Genomic DNA, 14,143 nt, shown 5'->3' on the forward strand with positions numbered 1-14,143 from the left:
CCCGCCGGCTACACCGCCGCCCTGTATGCGGCCCGCGCCAACCTCAAGCCGCTGCTGGTCACCGGCATGGCGCAAGGGGGTCAGTTGATGACCACCACCGAGGTCGACAACTGGCCCGCCGACGTGATGGGCGTGCAAGGCCCCGAGCTGATGCAGCGCTTCCAGCAGCATGCCGAGCGCTTCCAGACCGAGATCGTCTTCGACCACATCAACAGCGTCGACTTCTCCAAGCGCCCCTTCACGCTGACCGGCGACAGCGCCGTCTACACCGCCGACACGGTGATCCTGGCCACTGGCGCCTCGGCGCAGTACCTGGGCCTGCCGTCCGAGGAGTCCTTCATGGGCCGCGGCGTCAGCGCCTGTGCGACCTGCGACGGCTTCTTCTATCGCGAGCAGGAGGTCTGCGTGGTCGGCGGCGGCAACACCGCGGTCGAGGAAGCGCTGTACCTGTCCAACATCGCCAGCAAGGTCCACCTGATCCACCGCCGCGACAAGTTCCGCGCCGAGCCCATCCTGGTCGACAAGCTGATGGACAAGGTCCAGGCCGGCAAGATCGAGCTGCACCTGTTCCACACGCTGGACGAGGTGCTGGGCGACGCCAGCGGCGTGACCGGCGTGCGCATCAAGAGCACGCAGGACGGCGCGACCACCGACGTCAAGCTGCAAGGCTGCTTCATCGCCATCGGCCACAAGCCCAACACCGAGATCTTCCGGGGGCAGATCGAACTGCGCGATGGCTACGTGCTGACGCGCAGCGGCTCCGAGGGTTTCGCCACGATGACCAGCGTGCCTGGGGTCTTCGCCGCCGGCGACGTGCAGGACCACGTCTACCGCCAGGCCATCACCAGCGCCGGCACCGGCTGCATGGCGGCGCTGGACGCGCAGCGTTTCCTCGAGCAGCAGGCCGGCTGAGCGGCCGCGGTCAGAAGGACCAGGCCACGCCGGCGACCCAGCGCTGCTGGGGCGGCACCGAGCTGTAGAGCCGCGACACGGTGAAGCGCCAGGCGCCGGCGGTGTAGCTCAGGCCGCCGTTGGCGAAGCGGTAGGAGCTGCCCTCGCCGCCCCAGGGGCTGACGATGCCCCAGCCCACGTCGGCGGCGAGCGCGCCCCACAGGCGCCGATGCCAGGTCAGCTCGACGATGGTCGCGCCGGGATGGCCGACCGCGTAGCCCCGCGAGGACGACGCGGCCAGGTCCGGCGACAGCGACACCGTGCCGCCCCACTGACCCCAGGCGCCGCCGTCCCAGAGGCTGCCGACGGAGATTTCGCTGTAGCGCAGGCGCCCCGCGCCGGGGCCGGTGTAGTCGTAATAGGCGCCGGACAAGGTCAGCGTCCGGTGGTCGTCGACCTGCCACCAGCGCGTCGCCGACACGATGGCCTCGGCGGTCGCGCCGCCGTCGGGATCCAGCGTGCCCAGGCCCAGGCCCAGGGCCCAGTTGCGGTCGTCGCGGTAGAAGAAGTCGGCGGTCGCGCCGGGATGGTCGCCGCTCAGGCTCAGCCCGCGCGAGACCCGCTCCGACACCACCGACAGCGTGCCGCCCCAAGTCTGTGCATCGGCGGCGCCGGGCACCGTGGCAGCGGCGGCCAGCGCGGCGATTCCCACCGCCAGCGGCCGGTCCCAGACCCGGGTTCTCCCTCTGACGAGCAGGGCGATGACGACATTTTTAGGGGGCTCGACAACCATCGGCGGCGATTGTGGCACCCATGAACGACACTTCTGCAGAATTCGTCGCCCCATGTTTCCATCTGTTCCCAATGAGGCGGACACGGCCCTCGAGTCGCGTCTGCGCACCTGGCTGCAGGCCGCCGCGGCCGGCGACCGGTCCGGCTTCGAGCAGCTCTACCGGCATTGCCAGCCGCGCCTGTCGCGCTTCGTGCTGCGCTGCTGCGGACGGCCCGACCTGGCCGACGAGGTCGTCAACGACGCGCTCTGGATCGTGTGGCGCAGCGCCGGCAACTTCCGCGGCGAGTCGCGCGTCTCGACCTGGATCCATGGCATCGCCTACCGCTGCATGCTCAAGGCGCTGCGCGACGGCGTGACGGCCGAGGAGATCAATGCCTCCGCCGTCCATGAAGCGGAACTGGCCTCGGCCGAACCCGCCTTCAACGAGGCCGCCGACCGCGAGCAGCGCGACTGGGTGATGCGCGGCCTGGCGACGCTGCCGACCGAGCAGCGGGTGACGATGGAGCTGGCGTATTACCTGGGCGAGACCTGCGAGGACATCGCCCGCATCATGAATTGCGCCACCGGCACCGTGAAGGCGCGCATGTTCCACGCGCGGGTCCGGCTGCGCAACGTGCTGCCCGAGCTGGGCGGCCTCCCCCGTCCCGCCAGCGGCACCGAAGGACAGCCATGAGTTCCCACGACACCCCCTCCGATGCCGGCAAGGCCACCACCGATCCGGTCCACGTGACGCCGAACGAGCACCGCCAGGTCTGGGACATGATCGCCTGGGTCGTCGCGGGCACGGCGACGCCGGAGCAGCAGCGCCTGGTGCAGGCCCACCTGCCGCACTGCGCGCATTGCCGGGACGAACTCGCGCTGCAGCAGCGCATCCACGCGGCGATGCAGGATCCCGCGGGCGTGGGCAGCGCTGGCGCCACGGCGGACGCCGACGCGATCCANATCGCCTCTGGGCGCGCGACCGGGAGGCCGCCCCCACGATGCCGGTCCAGGGGCCACGGGGCCGGGCCGCCAATGACGGCGGCCGCCTGACGCGCTGGCTCAGCGCCGCGGTGGCGGTGCAGGCGGTGGCGCTGTGCGTGCTCGGCCTGCGGATCTGGCCGGGCGAGGCGCCCGCCTCCGACTACGTCACGCTGAGCCAGCCGTCGACGCTGCCTTCCGGCGCGGTCGTCCGGCTGGTGCCGGAAGAGCGCGTCGACATGGGCCGGCTGCGGCAGATGCTCGCGCACCACGGGCTGCGCATCGTCGGCGCGGACGAGGACGCGAGCAGCCTGCTGCTGGCGCCCGCCATGCCGGCGGCATCGGGCGCCTCGCTGCCGGCGCACGCGCTGGTGCAGCAGCTGCGCGCGGAACCCGGTGTGCTGCTGGCCGAGCCGGTGGGCAGCGCGGTCGCGGAGCGCTGAGCGGTGGCTGGAGATCGCAAGTTCGCGCGACGCGGCGGCGTCGCACGTCGGCTCGTGGCGCTGGCCTCGCTCGCCGTGATGGCCGCCCCGGCCCTGGCGGCCTTGGCGGCCACACCAGGCGACGAGACCCCGCTGGCGCCGTCCACGGCGACGGTCGCGCCCGATGGCCCGTCGACCGCGGCGAGTGCGCCGCGGGCCGAGCCGCGGGCCGAAACGCGCCGTGTGATCCTGGCCGTCGAGGACCGGGGCGAGCCCTTGTCCGGCGCGGGTGGATCGCCGCGCGGCGACTACCGCCGCATGGCCGGCTACGCGGGCAGCGCCCGCGCTTCGGCGCTGTCGGAGGCGCTGGCGCGCGAGTACCACCTGCACGAGGAAGCCGCGTGGACCATCGCGCCGCTGAACCTGCGCTGCATGCTGTTCACGCTGACCGGCGACGACGACGTGGGCGCGCTGCTGACGCGCGTGCGACGCGACGCGCGCGTAAAGCTGGCGCAGCCGCTGAACGAGTTCGAGACGCTGGCCGGCGGGCCGCAGGGCGGCGATGCCGCGACGCGGCCCGGCGCGACGAGCGCAACGAGTGCGACGGGTGGACCGTCGATCGACACGGGCACGGCCTCGGCGTCCGCCGCGGCGGCGACCTCGCCCAGCACCACGCTCGGCACGCCCGGAGCGCCCTACAACGACCCCTACTTCGGCCTGCAGAAGGGCTTCCAGCAGATGTCCGCGGCCGCGCTGCAGCAGGTCAGCGTGGGCGCACGGGTGAAGGTCGCGGTGATCGACACCGGCGTAGATGCGCGCCATCCGGACCTGTCCGGCCAGGTCGCGCGGCAGCGGGACTATGTCTCGGGCGGCGGTGCGCTGGTCGAGGGCGTGCCCGAGCGCCACGGCACCGAGGTGATGGGCCTGATCGCCGCGCGCGCCAACAACCGCCAGGGCATCGTCGGCCTGGCGCCCGGCGCGGTGATCACCAGCTACCGCGCCTGCTGGACCGAATCGCGCGCGGAGCGGCCCGGGCCGGGCACGGCGCGCTGCAACTCGTTCACGCTGGCGCAGGCGCTGGGCGCGGCCATCGCGGACGGCGCCGACGTGATCAACCTGAGCCTGGGCGGCCCCAGCGATCCGCTGCTGACCCGCCTGGCGCGCCATGCGCAGTCGCGCGGCGCGGTGCTGGTCGCCGCGGCGCCGCCGGAGCGGCTCGGCAAAGGCTTTCCCAGCGAGGTGCCCGGTGCGCTGGTCGTGGCCAGCGCCGGCGATGCGGCCGAGGCGGACGCGGACGGCTGGCTGGTCGCGCCCGGGCGCGCGGTGCTGACGACGGTGCCCAACGGCGGTTACGACATGGACACCGGCAGCTCGCTCGCCGCCGCGAACGTCACCGGCGTCGTCGCGCTGCTGCGCGCGGCCGACCCGGTGGCCGATGCGCCGCGCCTGCGGCGCGCGCTCCTGGGTTCGATGAGCGCGACCGGCGGCATCAATGCCTGCGCGGCGGCGCGGATGCTCGGCGTGTCCGGGCTGCGCTGCGACGGTGAGGCCGCCGCGACGGCAGCCCGCTGATCAGGGACGCGTCGCTTCGGGCATCGCCGACGAGTGGTGATGCGCGATCAGCCATTGCCCGTCGCGCCACTGGTACACGTAGGTGTAGCGCGCCTTGACCGAGCTGCCGTCGGCGAAGCGGAAGGTGTAGGTGCCGACGTCCTGCGCGACATTGCAGTCGATCTTGATGACGCGCTTGTCGATCGTTCCCTGCGGCTTGTTCTTCAGGAACTTCACGAAGTAGTCACGGATCTCGGCCGGCGTGGTGCGCGGCTCATTGGTGACGGTGGGCAGCAGCACGGCATCGGGCGCGTAGTTGGCGGTGACGCGATCGGGACTGCCGGTGGCCAGCGACGCGTTCCAGCGGTCGAAGAGCGCCGCGATCTGCGCCCGGTCCGCGGCAACGCAGCTGGCGGTGGACGCGGCCCGGTCCTGGGCCGAGGCGGTGCCGGCGGCGGCGCCGAGCATCAGCGCGGCCAGCGTGGGCACCCAGCGGGCGCGGGACAGCGACCCCGGGCTCGAGCGGACAGCGGAGGCATCGCGGAGATGGGCGGTGACGGTCATGTAGGAAGGCTCCAGATCGATCGTTGAGAGAAGCGCCTGCTCGGCGCCGCGCCGGAAGACCCGGCGCAGGATCGATTCTGGAAAGCCCGCATGAACCCGAGCCGCACGGAAGATGAACCGAAGCGGCGATCCAGATGAACCGCAGATGAACAGGCCGGCTACTCGGCCGCGTCGTCCATCCGGTAACCCAGGCCCCGCACCGTCTTGAGCAGCGGCAGCGCGTGCCCCTCGTCGATCTTGGCGCGCAGCCGGCGCACGTAGACGTCGACCACGTTGGTGAGCGGATCGACCTGCGCGCCCCACACGTTGGCCAGGATCCGTTCACGGCTGAACAGCCGGCCCGGCGCGCTCATCAGCAGCTCCAGGAAGGCGAGCTCCTTCGCGGTCAGCGTGATGGGCCGGTCGGCGCGGCGCACCTGCATGCGCTCGCGATCGAAGGTCAGGTCGGCCACGCGGAGCACGGCGGCCTCGACCCGCTGCTCGCGCCCGCGGCGCTGCAGCGCGACCAGCCGCGCGAGCAGCTCCTCGAAGTCGAAGGGCTTGACCATGTAGTCGTCCGCGCCCAGGCGCAGGCCGCGGACCTTGTCGGCGGTGCTGTCCATCGCGGTCAGCATCAGGATGGCCGCGTGATGCCCCTCGGCGCGCAGCGTCTGGCACAGGTCCAGGCCGCCCAGGCCCGGCAGCATCAGGTCCAGGATGATCAGCGCCGCCTCGCCGGTGCGGGCGCGGGCCAGGCCCTCGGGCCCGGTCGTCGCCACCTCGACCACGTAGCCCTCGGCGCTCAGGCCGCGACGCAGGAAGTCGGCGATGCGGGCATCGTCCTCGATGAGCAGGATCTGTCGGTTCATTCGTCGTGGGCACCGGCTGTCACCAGCGGCGCGTCGTGGGAGTCGGGAAAGATGAGGTGGACGGTGGTGCCGGCGCCGACGCGGCTCTCGATCTCGAGCGCGCCGCCGTGCGCGGCCAGGATGGACCGGGCGATCGACAAGCCGATGCCGGTGCCGTCGGCGCGATGGTCGCGGGCCAGCCGCCCGCGCATGAAGCGCTCGAACACCAGCGGCAGCTCGTCCTCGGGAATGCCGATGCCGGTGTCGATCACGCTGATCCGGTGCCGGCCCTCGCCGGCGGCCCAGGCGACGTGGACCGTGCTGTCCGGGCGGGAGTAGCGGATCGCGTTGTCGATCACGATGACCAGCGCCTGGCGCAGCCGGGTCTCGTCGACATGCACGTCGATGCCATCGGGCACCGCGTCCACCGCCAGCGTCAGGCGATGGACCGCGGCCAGCGCCCTCGCCTGCGCGATCGCGCCGTCCAGCAGCGTTCCCAGCGGCAGCCAGTCGCGCGCGATGTCGAGCTCGTTCGCCTCGGCCCGCGCGATCAGCAGCAGGTCGTCCACCAGGCCGGTCAGCTGCTTGACGGCGGCGACGATGCGCTGGAGCGCCAGCCGGTAGTCCTCGACCGGCAGCGCCGCCGCGCGCAGCGCGACGTCGGCCTCGCCGCGGATCACGGTCGCGGGCGTGCGCAGCTCGTGGCCGAGGTCGGCGAAGAGCTGTCGCCGGCGGTGGTCGAGCTGCTGCAGCGACTGATGCGCGCGCTCGAGTTCGCCGGTGCGGGCGCGCACCTCGTCCTCCAGGCCGCGCCGCACCGCCTCGGCGGCCTCGCGGTGCTGCTGGACCTCCTGGGCCATCGCGTTGAAGCGCCGGGCGACATGGTCGAACTCGTCGCCGCTACCGACGGGGATGCGGTGATCGAGCCGACCGGCCTGCACCGCCTGGGCGCCCTCGAGCAGCGCATCCAGCGGCCGCTTCAGGCGCCGGCTCAGGTGCAGGCTGAGCAGGACCGCGAGCGCGAAGGTGATGCCGACCATCGCCACCGCCTGCAGCCGCAGCCGTTCGATGCCCTGCTCGGTGGCGGCGCGGGCGATCGGGACCGCCTTGCGCTGGCTCTCGATCGCACCGTTGAGCAGGTCGCGCAGGTCGCGGCCGTGGGTCATGTCGAAGACCTGGTTGAGCTGGCGCCAGACGGCCTCGAAGCCTTCCCGGTCCTGGTGCGGCGTCAGCGCGCGCAACTGGTCCCGCAACTCGACGAGGCTCTCGCCGAGCAGCGCGCTGATGTCCACCAGCTGCGTGGCCTCGGCCGGGACCGGGACGCCGTCGCGCTCGGCGATGTCCTGCCAGGACTCGAGATGGCGGCGCGTCACCTCGTCCAGGCGCCGCACGCTGGCATCCATCGCGTCGAGCAGGCGCTCGCGCGCGGCGTCGGTGGCGCCGGCCCCCATCACCTGCTGGGCGGCCCAGTTGCGCAGGCGCTGCTTGTTGGCGGAAAGGTCCAGCAACTCCGACAACAGGTCGCTGGTCAGGCGGCTGTGGCGCGCGTAGCCATCCACGCGCACCGTGCCCAGGTAGACGAAGCCGGCCTGGAGGCAGACCAGCGTCAGCATGGCGGACAGCGCGAGCGTGAGTCGGAGTCGGTACATGCGGCGCGATTCTAGGGAACCGCGCGCGCGTCAGCGGTCCCGGTCTTTCTCCTTCTCCTTTTCCTTCTCTTTTTCCTTCTCCTGTTCCTGCCCGTGCGACCGGTCCTGCCCGCGGGCGCGCGCCCGTTCGGCGTCGCGGGCATCGCGGCGGTGATCGTCCGGGCGACCGGCCTCGCGCGACGGCGGCGCGCTGGCCGGCGGGCGGTGCGACGCCGGGTTGCCGTCGCGGGCGTCCTCATGGCCCTGCTCGCGCGCTTGCGCCCGTTCCCATTGCTGGCGGTGCTGCTGCTGCTGCTGCTGCTGCAGACGCTGCTCCTGCAACTGCTGCTCGCGTTGCTGCTGCTCTTGCTGTTGATGCGCTTGTTGCTGGCCCCACTGCTGTTGGCGCTCTTGCTGCTGACGCTCCTGAAGACGTTCTTGCTGTTGGCGCTCCTGCAGCAGGCGTTCTTGCTGTTGGCGCTCCTGCAGCAGGCGTTCTTGTTGCTGGTGCTCTTGCTGTTGACGTTCCAGCAATTGCAAGTCGCGCTCATGCTGCAGGGCGGCGGGATCCGATGTCGGCCGCGTGGATGGCGGCAGGCCGGTCGCCGCCTGCGGCGGTGCCGCATGGCCGGGTGGCATCGGCGTTGACGCCGAGGTCGGCATGGCCTGTGGCGCTGCCCCGAAGGCGGCAGGACGACCGCCGTTGGCATTGGGCAGCGGCGGCGCGCTCACGGGCGGCGGCGCGGCCGCATGGACATGCCCGAAGGTCGGCATGGCCGCGGCGAGGTGCGAGGCCGCGGGCACATCGCCATGGAAGGCCTTGCCGTCGGCGGTCGATCCGGGCGGCGCCACGATCGTGACGTTGGTGATGTTGGTGACATTGCGAACGTTGTTGACGTTCGTCGTGTTGTTCACCGTGTTGTTGATGACCGTGTGATTGATCTGCGTGGTGTTGTTCTGGATGCGCATGCCGATGTTGGTCACCGGCGGCGCGCTGACGACGACCGCCGGCGGCGTGCCGATCGGCGCCGGCACGATGAGGCCCGGACGCGACCCGGGCGGCGGCGGCACGAACACGCCCATCGGGCCGACGGGGCGGGTCCCTCCCCCGATCGCGACCTGGATCGAGAGATGCAGTCCCGGCGCTGGCGGCACGAAGGCCACGCCGCGCGCCGCCCAGAAGCCGGAGACGAACACGACGGCGCCATCGCGATGCTCGTAATAGGGCTGGACCCAGACGTCATCGGTGCGCGGCGGCGATGCCCACCGCCCCGCGCACCACACCCAGCGGCCCTGCCAGCCCCAATAACCGCCGGTCCAGACGGCACCGGGATAAGGCTGGGGCGGCGGCACTTCCACCAGCATCGGCGGCGGCGCGACGTCGACGAGGACGGGTGCCGGCTGCACCAGCGGCGGTTCGACCTGGACGCTGATGACGGGTTCGGGAGGGGGCGGTGTCCAGACGGGCGCGACGCGGTAGGAGGCATCGGCATGGACGACGGTGTGCGACGGCGCGACGCATCCGGCGAGGAGCGTGGCGAGCGCCGCGGTCGCCAGCGCGGTGAGACGGAAGGAGATGCGCATGGAGGGACATCCAGGGTGGCTGTGATGTCCCGCCAACGGGGGGGCGGTGCCAGTCGTTGACCCTCGAAATGGCGTTTCGTATCGGGCTGTTAGCCAGATCAAGAGGGGATCAAGCAGGGGTCGCGCAAGCCTCAAGAAGTCGTCATGCCAGCGCGAATTTCACTTCAATGAAGCGTTGATGCAAGACTTCGCGCGCCAGCGGCATCGGGGCGCCGAAACGAGGGCGGATCTCCGAAGCAGCGGCTAGCCATTCCCACGAACGCCTAAGCGATTTGGACGGACCGATCTCAGCAATCGACCGATGGCGTCCGCGGTCGACGGCGGTCATCATCCCTTGGCGCGGCTCGAGCCAGCCCGCAATCACCATGGGAGTGGGAGATGAGAGGTCGAGACATCAACGCTCACCCCGAGCACCAGAAGCCGGCCGCGGCGACGGCAACTCGGCAGCTTCAAGGCAGCGATCCGGACGCGATCCAATCGCTCGCTGATCGCTCCGCTCGGGTGCTTGCCCAGCGCCGGATGCTTCAGCCGGCGCTCGGACCGCAATCTTCAAACCGTTCCGTCGTGCAGGCGAAGCTGAATATCAGCTCAGGCGGCTTCACCTACGAGTATTTCCTCGGCAAGGACTTCCGCAGGGACCACGTCGGGGGCGCTGAACGAGCGATTGCGGTACTGCGCCAACGCTACCAGGCGGACCACGACGACACCGCGCCCGTGACGACGCTCGACGATCTGGATGGCAATCACGCCGCGACGGAGGTCGCCCCGGTCACCAGCAAGGGCAGCGGCGTCACTTACGACTTCTCGCTGTTCATGGATGTCTCGGGCCACACGGCCTACTGGGACGGATCGAACAGGCCGAAAACCTTCTCGATCGGCAGCGCAGTCCTGTCGGGGTACTTCCTGAATGGAGGTTCGAAAGGGCTGATCACGCACATCAGTTCGACGTCTTGAAGGCGCCATCGAGGTCGGAGGGAAGCCGACGCACAGGGCGGCCAGCAGCGCCCTATCGAACGCGACGAGGGGTGAGGTCAAGAAGCGCTTTCACACTTCGCGAGATCAACTCCGCCCCTTCTTTGGACTCGCGTTCCCACCGCAGCATGTCCTCTCCGCTGATCGGGCCGCGATCACCGAATTTATGCTCGTCAAACTCCACGATTTCCGCTCTGAGCAGTCGGAATGCCATCAGCGCTTGGGACAGATCTTGCGCAAGATTCGGCACCAACCATTCGGTCGCCGCGACATCAGCATCTTCCAGGTTAAGAACGGATTCTCCGAAGAGCTCGCCTCGGAGCATTCGATCTCGCATGCCCCTGTGTCGGCCAACGTGAGGAATGTCGGTGTAGTTCAGTTCTCTCGCTACCGTCGAAGCTTGGTCCTCAAGCGCCTGCAACGGAGGAAGAAGCCGCACAGCGGCCATTCGCGCCGCCACCGTGCTTCGTCGGTCCTCGAGCGAGTCGCTGCGTCCGGCCAAATCGAGCGCGACAACAACGGCCCCGACGGTGCCAACCGCCGCGAACATGCTGATCGCCACTTCCAGCGCTTTCAGCCACTCCGAAGCGTTGAACTCGCGGGCCACACCGAACACCACTATCGAAGCGATCCAACCAACGGCGAGGCCCACCCGGTTGGTCCATGTCCAGAACCTGCGCCTCATCTACTCCCTGCCACGGCGGTGGATCGTATCGCCACGCTCCGTGAGCCAGCGCCGGCCGCCCTCGCACAGCGCGGTGACGAAGCCCTTGTCCTGCAGCCGTTGCTGTAGTTCCTTCGGGACGACCTTCCCGCCGACGGACAGCTGGATGAAGTAGAGCGCGGCGCGCTCCCTGGGGACGGTGTCGATCTGCTCGCTCATGAGCGCCTGTCAGCGCAAGTCGACGATCGAGATCCCGTTGTTCATGGCGTGCTGAATAGCCGCCTCGTGCGACGAGAAACGAAGCGGAATGTCTTCCTTCTTGGGCCTTCCGCCTGGAGCGGTCAAGTAGAGATGCGCCGTGAAGTTGTCCTGCACTGCGTCGTATCCACTGGCGGCCTCAATGGTCCAACCCTTGTAGACCATCGTGGACGCAAAGCGTCCGCCGGCTTCCTCTCGAATCTCTCCGCCCATGGGGCCTCCCTTGAATGTGAGGCCGATTCTATGCAGCCCCCTCCTCGAGCCGGAGCCCTCATATGAAGGCCATCAGCGTTCGCCAGCGTTGAGTCTGGCTCATTCAAGCCGTGTGGCTGAAGAGTCAGCGCATCGAAAGAATTGCCCCGTCGCCCGAGACCATCACCGGTGAGAACTGGGAGAAGAGGATCAAAGGGCGAACCGGGATCGTCTACTTCGCGGATTACTGGACCCGGGGCAATGAGAAGGTGTCGACCGGCGATCACATCGACCTCTGGAACGGCAGCCGCCTCACGGCCTCCGGCCTTGAGGGTGCAGCCGTCACGTTCCTGCGCTTCGGGCTGGGGATAGAGTCAGGTCCAGGGTTCTCCAGTCTCAGCAAAGCGAAGACGCCGCTACCGAGTGACTTGCCCCGTTAGCTCCGCCGCACCGCGCACGAAGTCGTGGACGTAGCCGGCGCTCGGGCAGCGTTCGGCGAAGTGGGACAGCTTGAAGTTGTCCAAGCGCGCCCGGTCCAGGTGACCGCGATATTCCCAATTTGGAAATATGGGGCGACGTAGAGAGTTCTGCGGCGCCAAAACAAAACGCCCGCAGGACTTGCGTCTTGCGGGCGTTTTCTTCTATTCGGTGGGGTGGCTGATGGGACTCGAACCCACGACAACCAGAATCACAATCTGGGACTCTACCAACTGAGCTACAGCCACCGGAGAAGCCTTAGATTATGGCTGAATTTCTCCTCTGTGGGAAGCACTTTCTGCGATTCTTCTGAAAATCATTCGAATCGCGCGAGTGCCGCCCCGCTTCATTCAGCGCGACGCCCTCAGTTCGTCGGCGCCGAGGCGGCCGTCGCCGCCAGCGCCGACGGCTTGATCGTGGCCTTGTACTCGCTCTTCAGCACGTTGTAGTAGCCCGCCATCTCGGCGGCACTCCACGCCCGCGCGTACTGCTCGGCCGCGCGCTTGGGATCGATCAACGCCGGATCGCGCGGCAGCACCTTCTCGATCTTGACGACCAGGTAGCTGCCATCGCCGACGTCCACGCCCGCATAGGCCGGCAGCTTGGACGCATCCGCGCGCAGGACTTGGTCCAGCGCCTTCTGCGGCAGCACGCCCGGCTTGGCGCGCGACACCGTCACCGGCTCGCCCAGGCCCTTCGCGTCGCCGCCCTTCTGCAGTTCGGCCAGGCGCGCCTCGCCCGCCTTCTTCGCGGCCGCCGCCGACTGGTCCTGCACCCAGGCCGCCGCGACTGCCGCCTTGACCTCGGCCAGCGCCGGCACGCGCGCGGCGTTGTACGCGACCACGCGCGCCGACACCAGTTGGTTGCCGCCCGCCTCGATCGCCGAGGTGTTGCGCTTGTTCTTCAGCGAGTCGGCATCGAACACCGCCTCCAGCAGCTTGGCCGAGGCCAGCGGGCCGGTCGCGTCCGGCGCGGCCTTGCGGCGCACCGTCGCTTTCTGGATGGCCAGCTTGAACTTGTCGGCCGCCGGCTTCAGCGAATCGCTCTGCTCATACACGGTGTTGCCGAAGTCCTCGGCCATCTCCGTGTAGCGCTTCTGCGCCAGCTGCTTGCGCAGCTCGGACTCGATCTCGGCCTTGACCGTCTCGAACGGGCGCACCTGGCCGCCGCGCAGGTCGGTCAGCATGATCACGTGGTAGCCGAAGTCGGACTGGATCACGTTGCTGATCTCGCCCTTCTTCAGCGCGTACACCGCGTCCTCGAAGGGCTTGACCATCGCGCCCTTGCCGAAGAAGTCCAGGTCGCCGCCATTCGCCGCCGAGCCCGGGTCTTCCGAGTTCTTCTTCGCCAGCTCGGCGAAGCCGGCCGGGTTCTTGCGCGCCTCGGCCAGCAGGGCCTCGGCCTTGGCCTTCGCCTTGGCCTTGTCCGCCGCCGACATGTCGGCACCGGCCTTGATCAGGATGTGGCTCGCGCGGCGCTCCTCATCGCTGGTGAAGCGCGCCTTGTTCTGCTCGTAGAACTTCTGCACGTCGTCGGCGCTGACCGTCACCCCGCCCTGCAGCGCGGCGGCGTCCAGCACGACGTATTCGATGTCGGCGCTTTCGGGCAGCTGGAACTTGGCCGAGACCTTGGGGTCCTTGTAGTAGGCCTCCAGGTCCGCGTCCTTGGGCACCAGCGTCGCGGCGAAGTCCTTCGCGGCGAAGTTCTGGAAACGCAGCTCACGCTGCTGCAGCAGCGCGTCGAAGGCCAGGCCGGCGCTGGCCTGCGTGGGCAGCGCGCTCTGCGCGATCGGGCCCAGCACGCCGTTCATCTGCAGCTCCTGGCGCAGGCGCTGCAGGAAGCCGTCCACCGTCAGGCCCTGCTGGGCCAGGATCTGCTTGGCTTCCGGGCCGCGCAGCGGCGCCAGCTGGGGATCGGTGCGGACGATCTCCTCCAGTTGCGCATCGGTGATGTTGCGGTGCTCGTCGGTCACGACCGCGGCCAGCACGCGCTCGCGCAGCAGGTTCTCCAGCACGTCCTTGCGCACTTCCGGCGAGTCGAAGACCTTCGGGTCCATCGTCGGCGCCTGCTGGCGCATGCGCTCGACCTGCTGGCGCAGCGCCGCGTCCCATTCCGACTGCGTGATCTTGTGGCCGTCCACGCTCGCCACGGCGGTGTTGCCCCCCTCCATGAAGCGGCTGTAGCCCTCCACGCCCACCAGCACGAAGGACGGCAGGATCACGATCAGCAGCAGGAACTGGAGCAGCCGCGTGTGCTTGCGTACGAAATCAAACATCAACAACCTCGGGTCATCTCGGAAGGGTCGACGCGCACGGGCCGGTGCAGGGGCCGGCCTCGCGTCTGGCCGCCCATCGGGCGGC

Annotated in this window: 17 protein-coding genes and 1 tRNA gene; 7 read left to right on the plus strand and 11 right to left on the minus strand. The window is 69.6% G+C overall.

The window, feature by feature from the left end; all coding sequences use genetic code 11:
- A partial coding sequence (trxB, locus tag ACTJKJ_RS22015; protein ID WP_440822060.1) for a thioredoxin-disulfide reductase occupies window positions 1-912 on the plus strand: 912 nt, incomplete at its 5' end.
- A gap of 10 nt (window positions 913-922) precedes the next feature.
- Here the strand turns inward: trxB and ACTJKJ_RS22020 are convergent.
- Complete coding sequence (locus ACTJKJ_RS22020; RefSeq protein WP_440822062.1) at window positions 923-1,684, minus strand: hypothetical protein; 762 nt, start codon at window positions 1,682-1,684, stop codon at window positions 923-925.
- Between the two features lie 52 nt (window positions 1,685-1,736).
- Between ACTJKJ_RS22020 and ACTJKJ_RS22025 the strand changes: the two genes are divergently transcribed.
- The 4 genes from ACTJKJ_RS22025 to ACTJKJ_RS22040 all read left to right on the plus strand — a co-directional run bounded on the left by ACTJKJ_RS22025 (window position 1,737) and on the right by ACTJKJ_RS22040 (window position 4,638).
- The gene (locus tag ACTJKJ_RS22025; protein ID WP_147240562.1) at window positions 1,737-2,357 is read left to right on the plus strand and encodes an RNA polymerase sigma factor; all 621 of its coding nucleotides are present in this window, start codon (window positions 1,737-1,739) and stop codon (window positions 2,355-2,357) included.
- On the plus strand, window positions 2,354-2,716 hold the full coding sequence (locus tag ACTJKJ_RS22030) for a zf-HC2 domain-containing protein (RefSeq protein WP_440822065.1): 363 nt from the start codon (window positions 2,354-2,356) through the stop codon (window positions 2,714-2,716). The genes ACTJKJ_RS22025 and ACTJKJ_RS22030 overlap by 4 nt, the downstream gene beginning before the upstream one ends.
- Window positions 2,665-3,087: a hypothetical protein gene (locus tag ACTJKJ_RS22035; RefSeq protein ID WP_440822067.1), complete on the plus strand. Its 423-nt coding sequence runs from the start codon at window positions 2,665-2,667 to the stop codon at window positions 3,085-3,087. Before ACTJKJ_RS22030 ends, ACTJKJ_RS22035 begins: the two co-directional genes overlap by 52 nt.
- A 3-nt stretch (window positions 3,088-3,090) precedes the next feature.
- Window positions 3,091-4,638, plus strand: coding sequence for a S8 family peptidase (locus ACTJKJ_RS22040; RefSeq protein WP_440822069.1), 1,548 nt, complete (start codon window positions 3,091-3,093; stop codon window positions 4,636-4,638).
- On the opposite strand, the gene ACTJKJ_RS22045 is transcribed toward ACTJKJ_RS22040, so the two are convergent.
- The 5 genes from ACTJKJ_RS22045 to ACTJKJ_RS22065 all read right to left on the minus strand — a co-directional run bounded on the left by ACTJKJ_RS22045 (window position 4,639) and on the right by ACTJKJ_RS22065 (window position 9,548).
- Entirely contained in the window at window positions 4,639-5,085 is a 447-nt protein-coding gene (locus ACTJKJ_RS22045; protein WP_091733912.1) for an SgcJ/EcaC family oxidoreductase, read from the minus strand.
- 254 nt (window positions 5,086-5,339) lie between these two features.
- Entirely contained in the window at window positions 5,340-6,029 is a 690-nt protein-coding gene (locus ACTJKJ_RS22050) for a response regulator transcription factor (RefSeq protein ID WP_091733757.1), read from the minus strand.
- Complete coding sequence (locus ACTJKJ_RS22055; RefSeq protein ID WP_440822071.1) at window positions 6,026-7,657, minus strand: sensor histidine kinase; 1,632 nt, start codon at window positions 7,655-7,657, stop codon at window positions 6,026-6,028. The genes ACTJKJ_RS22050 and ACTJKJ_RS22055 overlap by 4 nt, the downstream gene beginning before the upstream one ends.
- A 30-nt stretch (window positions 7,658-7,687) precedes the next feature.
- Window positions 7,688-9,220: a YXWGXW repeat-containing protein gene (locus ACTJKJ_RS22060; protein WP_440822073.1), complete on the minus strand. Its 1,533-nt coding sequence runs from the start codon at window positions 9,218-9,220 to the stop codon at window positions 7,688-7,690.
- Between the two features lie 142 nt (window positions 9,221-9,362).
- Entirely contained in the window at window positions 9,363-9,548 is a 186-nt protein-coding gene (locus tag ACTJKJ_RS22065; protein ID WP_440822075.1) for a hypothetical protein, read from the minus strand.
- A gap of 50 nt (window positions 9,549-9,598) precedes the next feature.
- Here ACTJKJ_RS22065 and ACTJKJ_RS22070 point away from each other — a divergent pair, with 50 nt between their 5' ends.
- Window positions 9,599-10,174: a hypothetical protein gene (locus ACTJKJ_RS22070; RefSeq protein ID WP_440822077.1), complete on the plus strand. Its 576-nt coding sequence runs from the start codon at window positions 9,599-9,601 to the stop codon at window positions 10,172-10,174.
- A 52-nt stretch (window positions 10,175-10,226) separates the two neighbouring features.
- Here the strand turns inward: ACTJKJ_RS22070 and ACTJKJ_RS22075 are convergent, their stop codons facing one another.
- From ACTJKJ_RS22075 to ACTJKJ_RS22085, 3 genes are read right to left on the minus strand one after another with little or no spacing between them, the layout of a single operon-like run.
- Entirely contained in the window at window positions 10,227-10,844 is a 618-nt protein-coding gene (locus tag ACTJKJ_RS22075; protein WP_440822079.1) for a hypothetical protein, read from the minus strand.
- A gap of 33 nt (window positions 10,845-10,877) precedes the next feature.
- Complete coding sequence (locus ACTJKJ_RS22080; protein WP_440822081.1) at window positions 10,878-11,075, minus strand: hypothetical protein; 198 nt, start codon at window positions 11,073-11,075, stop codon at window positions 10,878-10,880.
- Window positions 11,076-11,084: 9 nt separating this feature from the next.
- Window positions 11,085-11,327 carry a hypothetical protein gene (locus tag ACTJKJ_RS22085; protein WP_440822083.1) on the minus strand — a complete coding sequence of 81 codons (243 nt, stop codon included), beginning with the start codon at window positions 11,325-11,327 and terminating at the stop codon, window positions 11,085-11,087.
- Window positions 11,328-11,437: 110 nt separating this feature from the next.
- Between ACTJKJ_RS22085 and ACTJKJ_RS22090 the strand changes: the two genes are divergently transcribed.
- The gene (locus tag ACTJKJ_RS22090) at window positions 11,438-11,746 is read left to right on the plus strand and encodes a T6SS effector amidase Tae4 family protein (RefSeq protein ID WP_440822085.1); all 309 of its coding nucleotides are present in this window, start codon (window positions 11,438-11,440) and stop codon (window positions 11,744-11,746) included.
- 209 nt (window positions 11,747-11,955) lie between these two features.
- On the opposite strand, the gene ACTJKJ_RS22095 is transcribed toward ACTJKJ_RS22090, so the two are convergent.
- Both ACTJKJ_RS22095 and ACTJKJ_RS22100 read right to left on the minus strand, forming a co-directional pair.
- A tRNA-His gene (locus ACTJKJ_RS22095) sits at window positions 11,956-12,031 on the minus strand.
- Between the two features lie 116 nt (window positions 12,032-12,147).
- A complete protein-coding gene (locus ACTJKJ_RS22100) occupies window positions 12,148-14,058 on the minus strand; it encodes a peptidylprolyl isomerase (RefSeq protein ID WP_440822087.1) in 1,911 nt (636 codons plus the stop codon).
- Window positions 14,059-14,143 lie beyond the last annotated feature (85 nt).

The sequence above is a fragment of the Roseateles sp. 22389 genome (assembly GCF_052044995.1).
Lineage (GTDB): Bacteria > Pseudomonadota > Gammaproteobacteria > Burkholderiales > Burkholderiaceae_C > Roseateles.

Bases quoted from the DNA above. Each gene is read 5' to 3' on its own strand.
- ACTJKJ_RS22020 (WP_440822062.1), bottom strand. From the start codon at position 1,684: ATGGTTGTCGAGCCCCCTAAAAATGTCGTCATCGCCCTGCTCGTCAGA.
- ACTJKJ_RS22085 (WP_440822083.1), bottom strand. From the start codon at position 11,327: ATGGGCGGAGAGATTCGAGAGGAAGCCGGCGGACGCTTTGCGTCCACG.
- ACTJKJ_RS22070 (WP_440822077.1), top strand. From the start codon at position 9,599: ATGAGAGGTCGAGACATCAACGCTCACCCCGAGCACCAGAAGCCGGCC.
- ACTJKJ_RS22050 (WP_091733757.1), bottom strand. From the start codon at position 6,029: ATGAACCGACAGATCCTGCTCATCGAGGACGATGCCCGCATCGCCGAC.
- ACTJKJ_RS22045 (WP_091733912.1), bottom strand. From the start codon at position 5,085: ATGCTCGGCGCCGCCGCCGGCACCGCCTCGGCCCAGGACCGGGCCGCG.
- ACTJKJ_RS22065 (WP_440822075.1), bottom strand. From the start codon at position 9,548: ATGACCGCCGTCGACCGCGGACGCCATCGGTCGATTGCTGAGATCGGT.
- ACTJKJ_RS22035 (WP_440822067.1), top strand. From the start codon at position 2,665: ATGCCGGTCCAGGGGCCACGGGGCCGGGCCGCCAATGACGGCGGCCGC.
- ACTJKJ_RS22080 (WP_440822081.1), bottom strand. From the start codon at position 11,075: ATGAGCGAGCAGATCGACACCGTCCCCAGGGAGCGCGCCGCGCTCTAC.
- ACTJKJ_RS22100 (WP_440822087.1), bottom strand. From the start codon at position 14,058: ATGTTTGATTTCGTACGCAAGCACACGCGGCTGCTCCAGTTCCTGCTG.
- ACTJKJ_RS22060 (WP_440822073.1), bottom strand. From the start codon at position 9,220: ATGCGCATCTCCTTCCGTCTCACCGCGCTGGCGACCGCGGCGCTCGCC.
- ACTJKJ_RS22025 (WP_147240562.1), top strand. From the start codon at position 1,737: ATGTTTCCATCTGTTCCCAATGAGGCGGACACGGCCCTCGAGTCGCGT.
- ACTJKJ_RS22055 (WP_440822071.1), bottom strand. From the start codon at position 7,657: ATGTACCGACTCCGACTCACGCTCGCGCTGTCCGCCATGCTGACGCTG.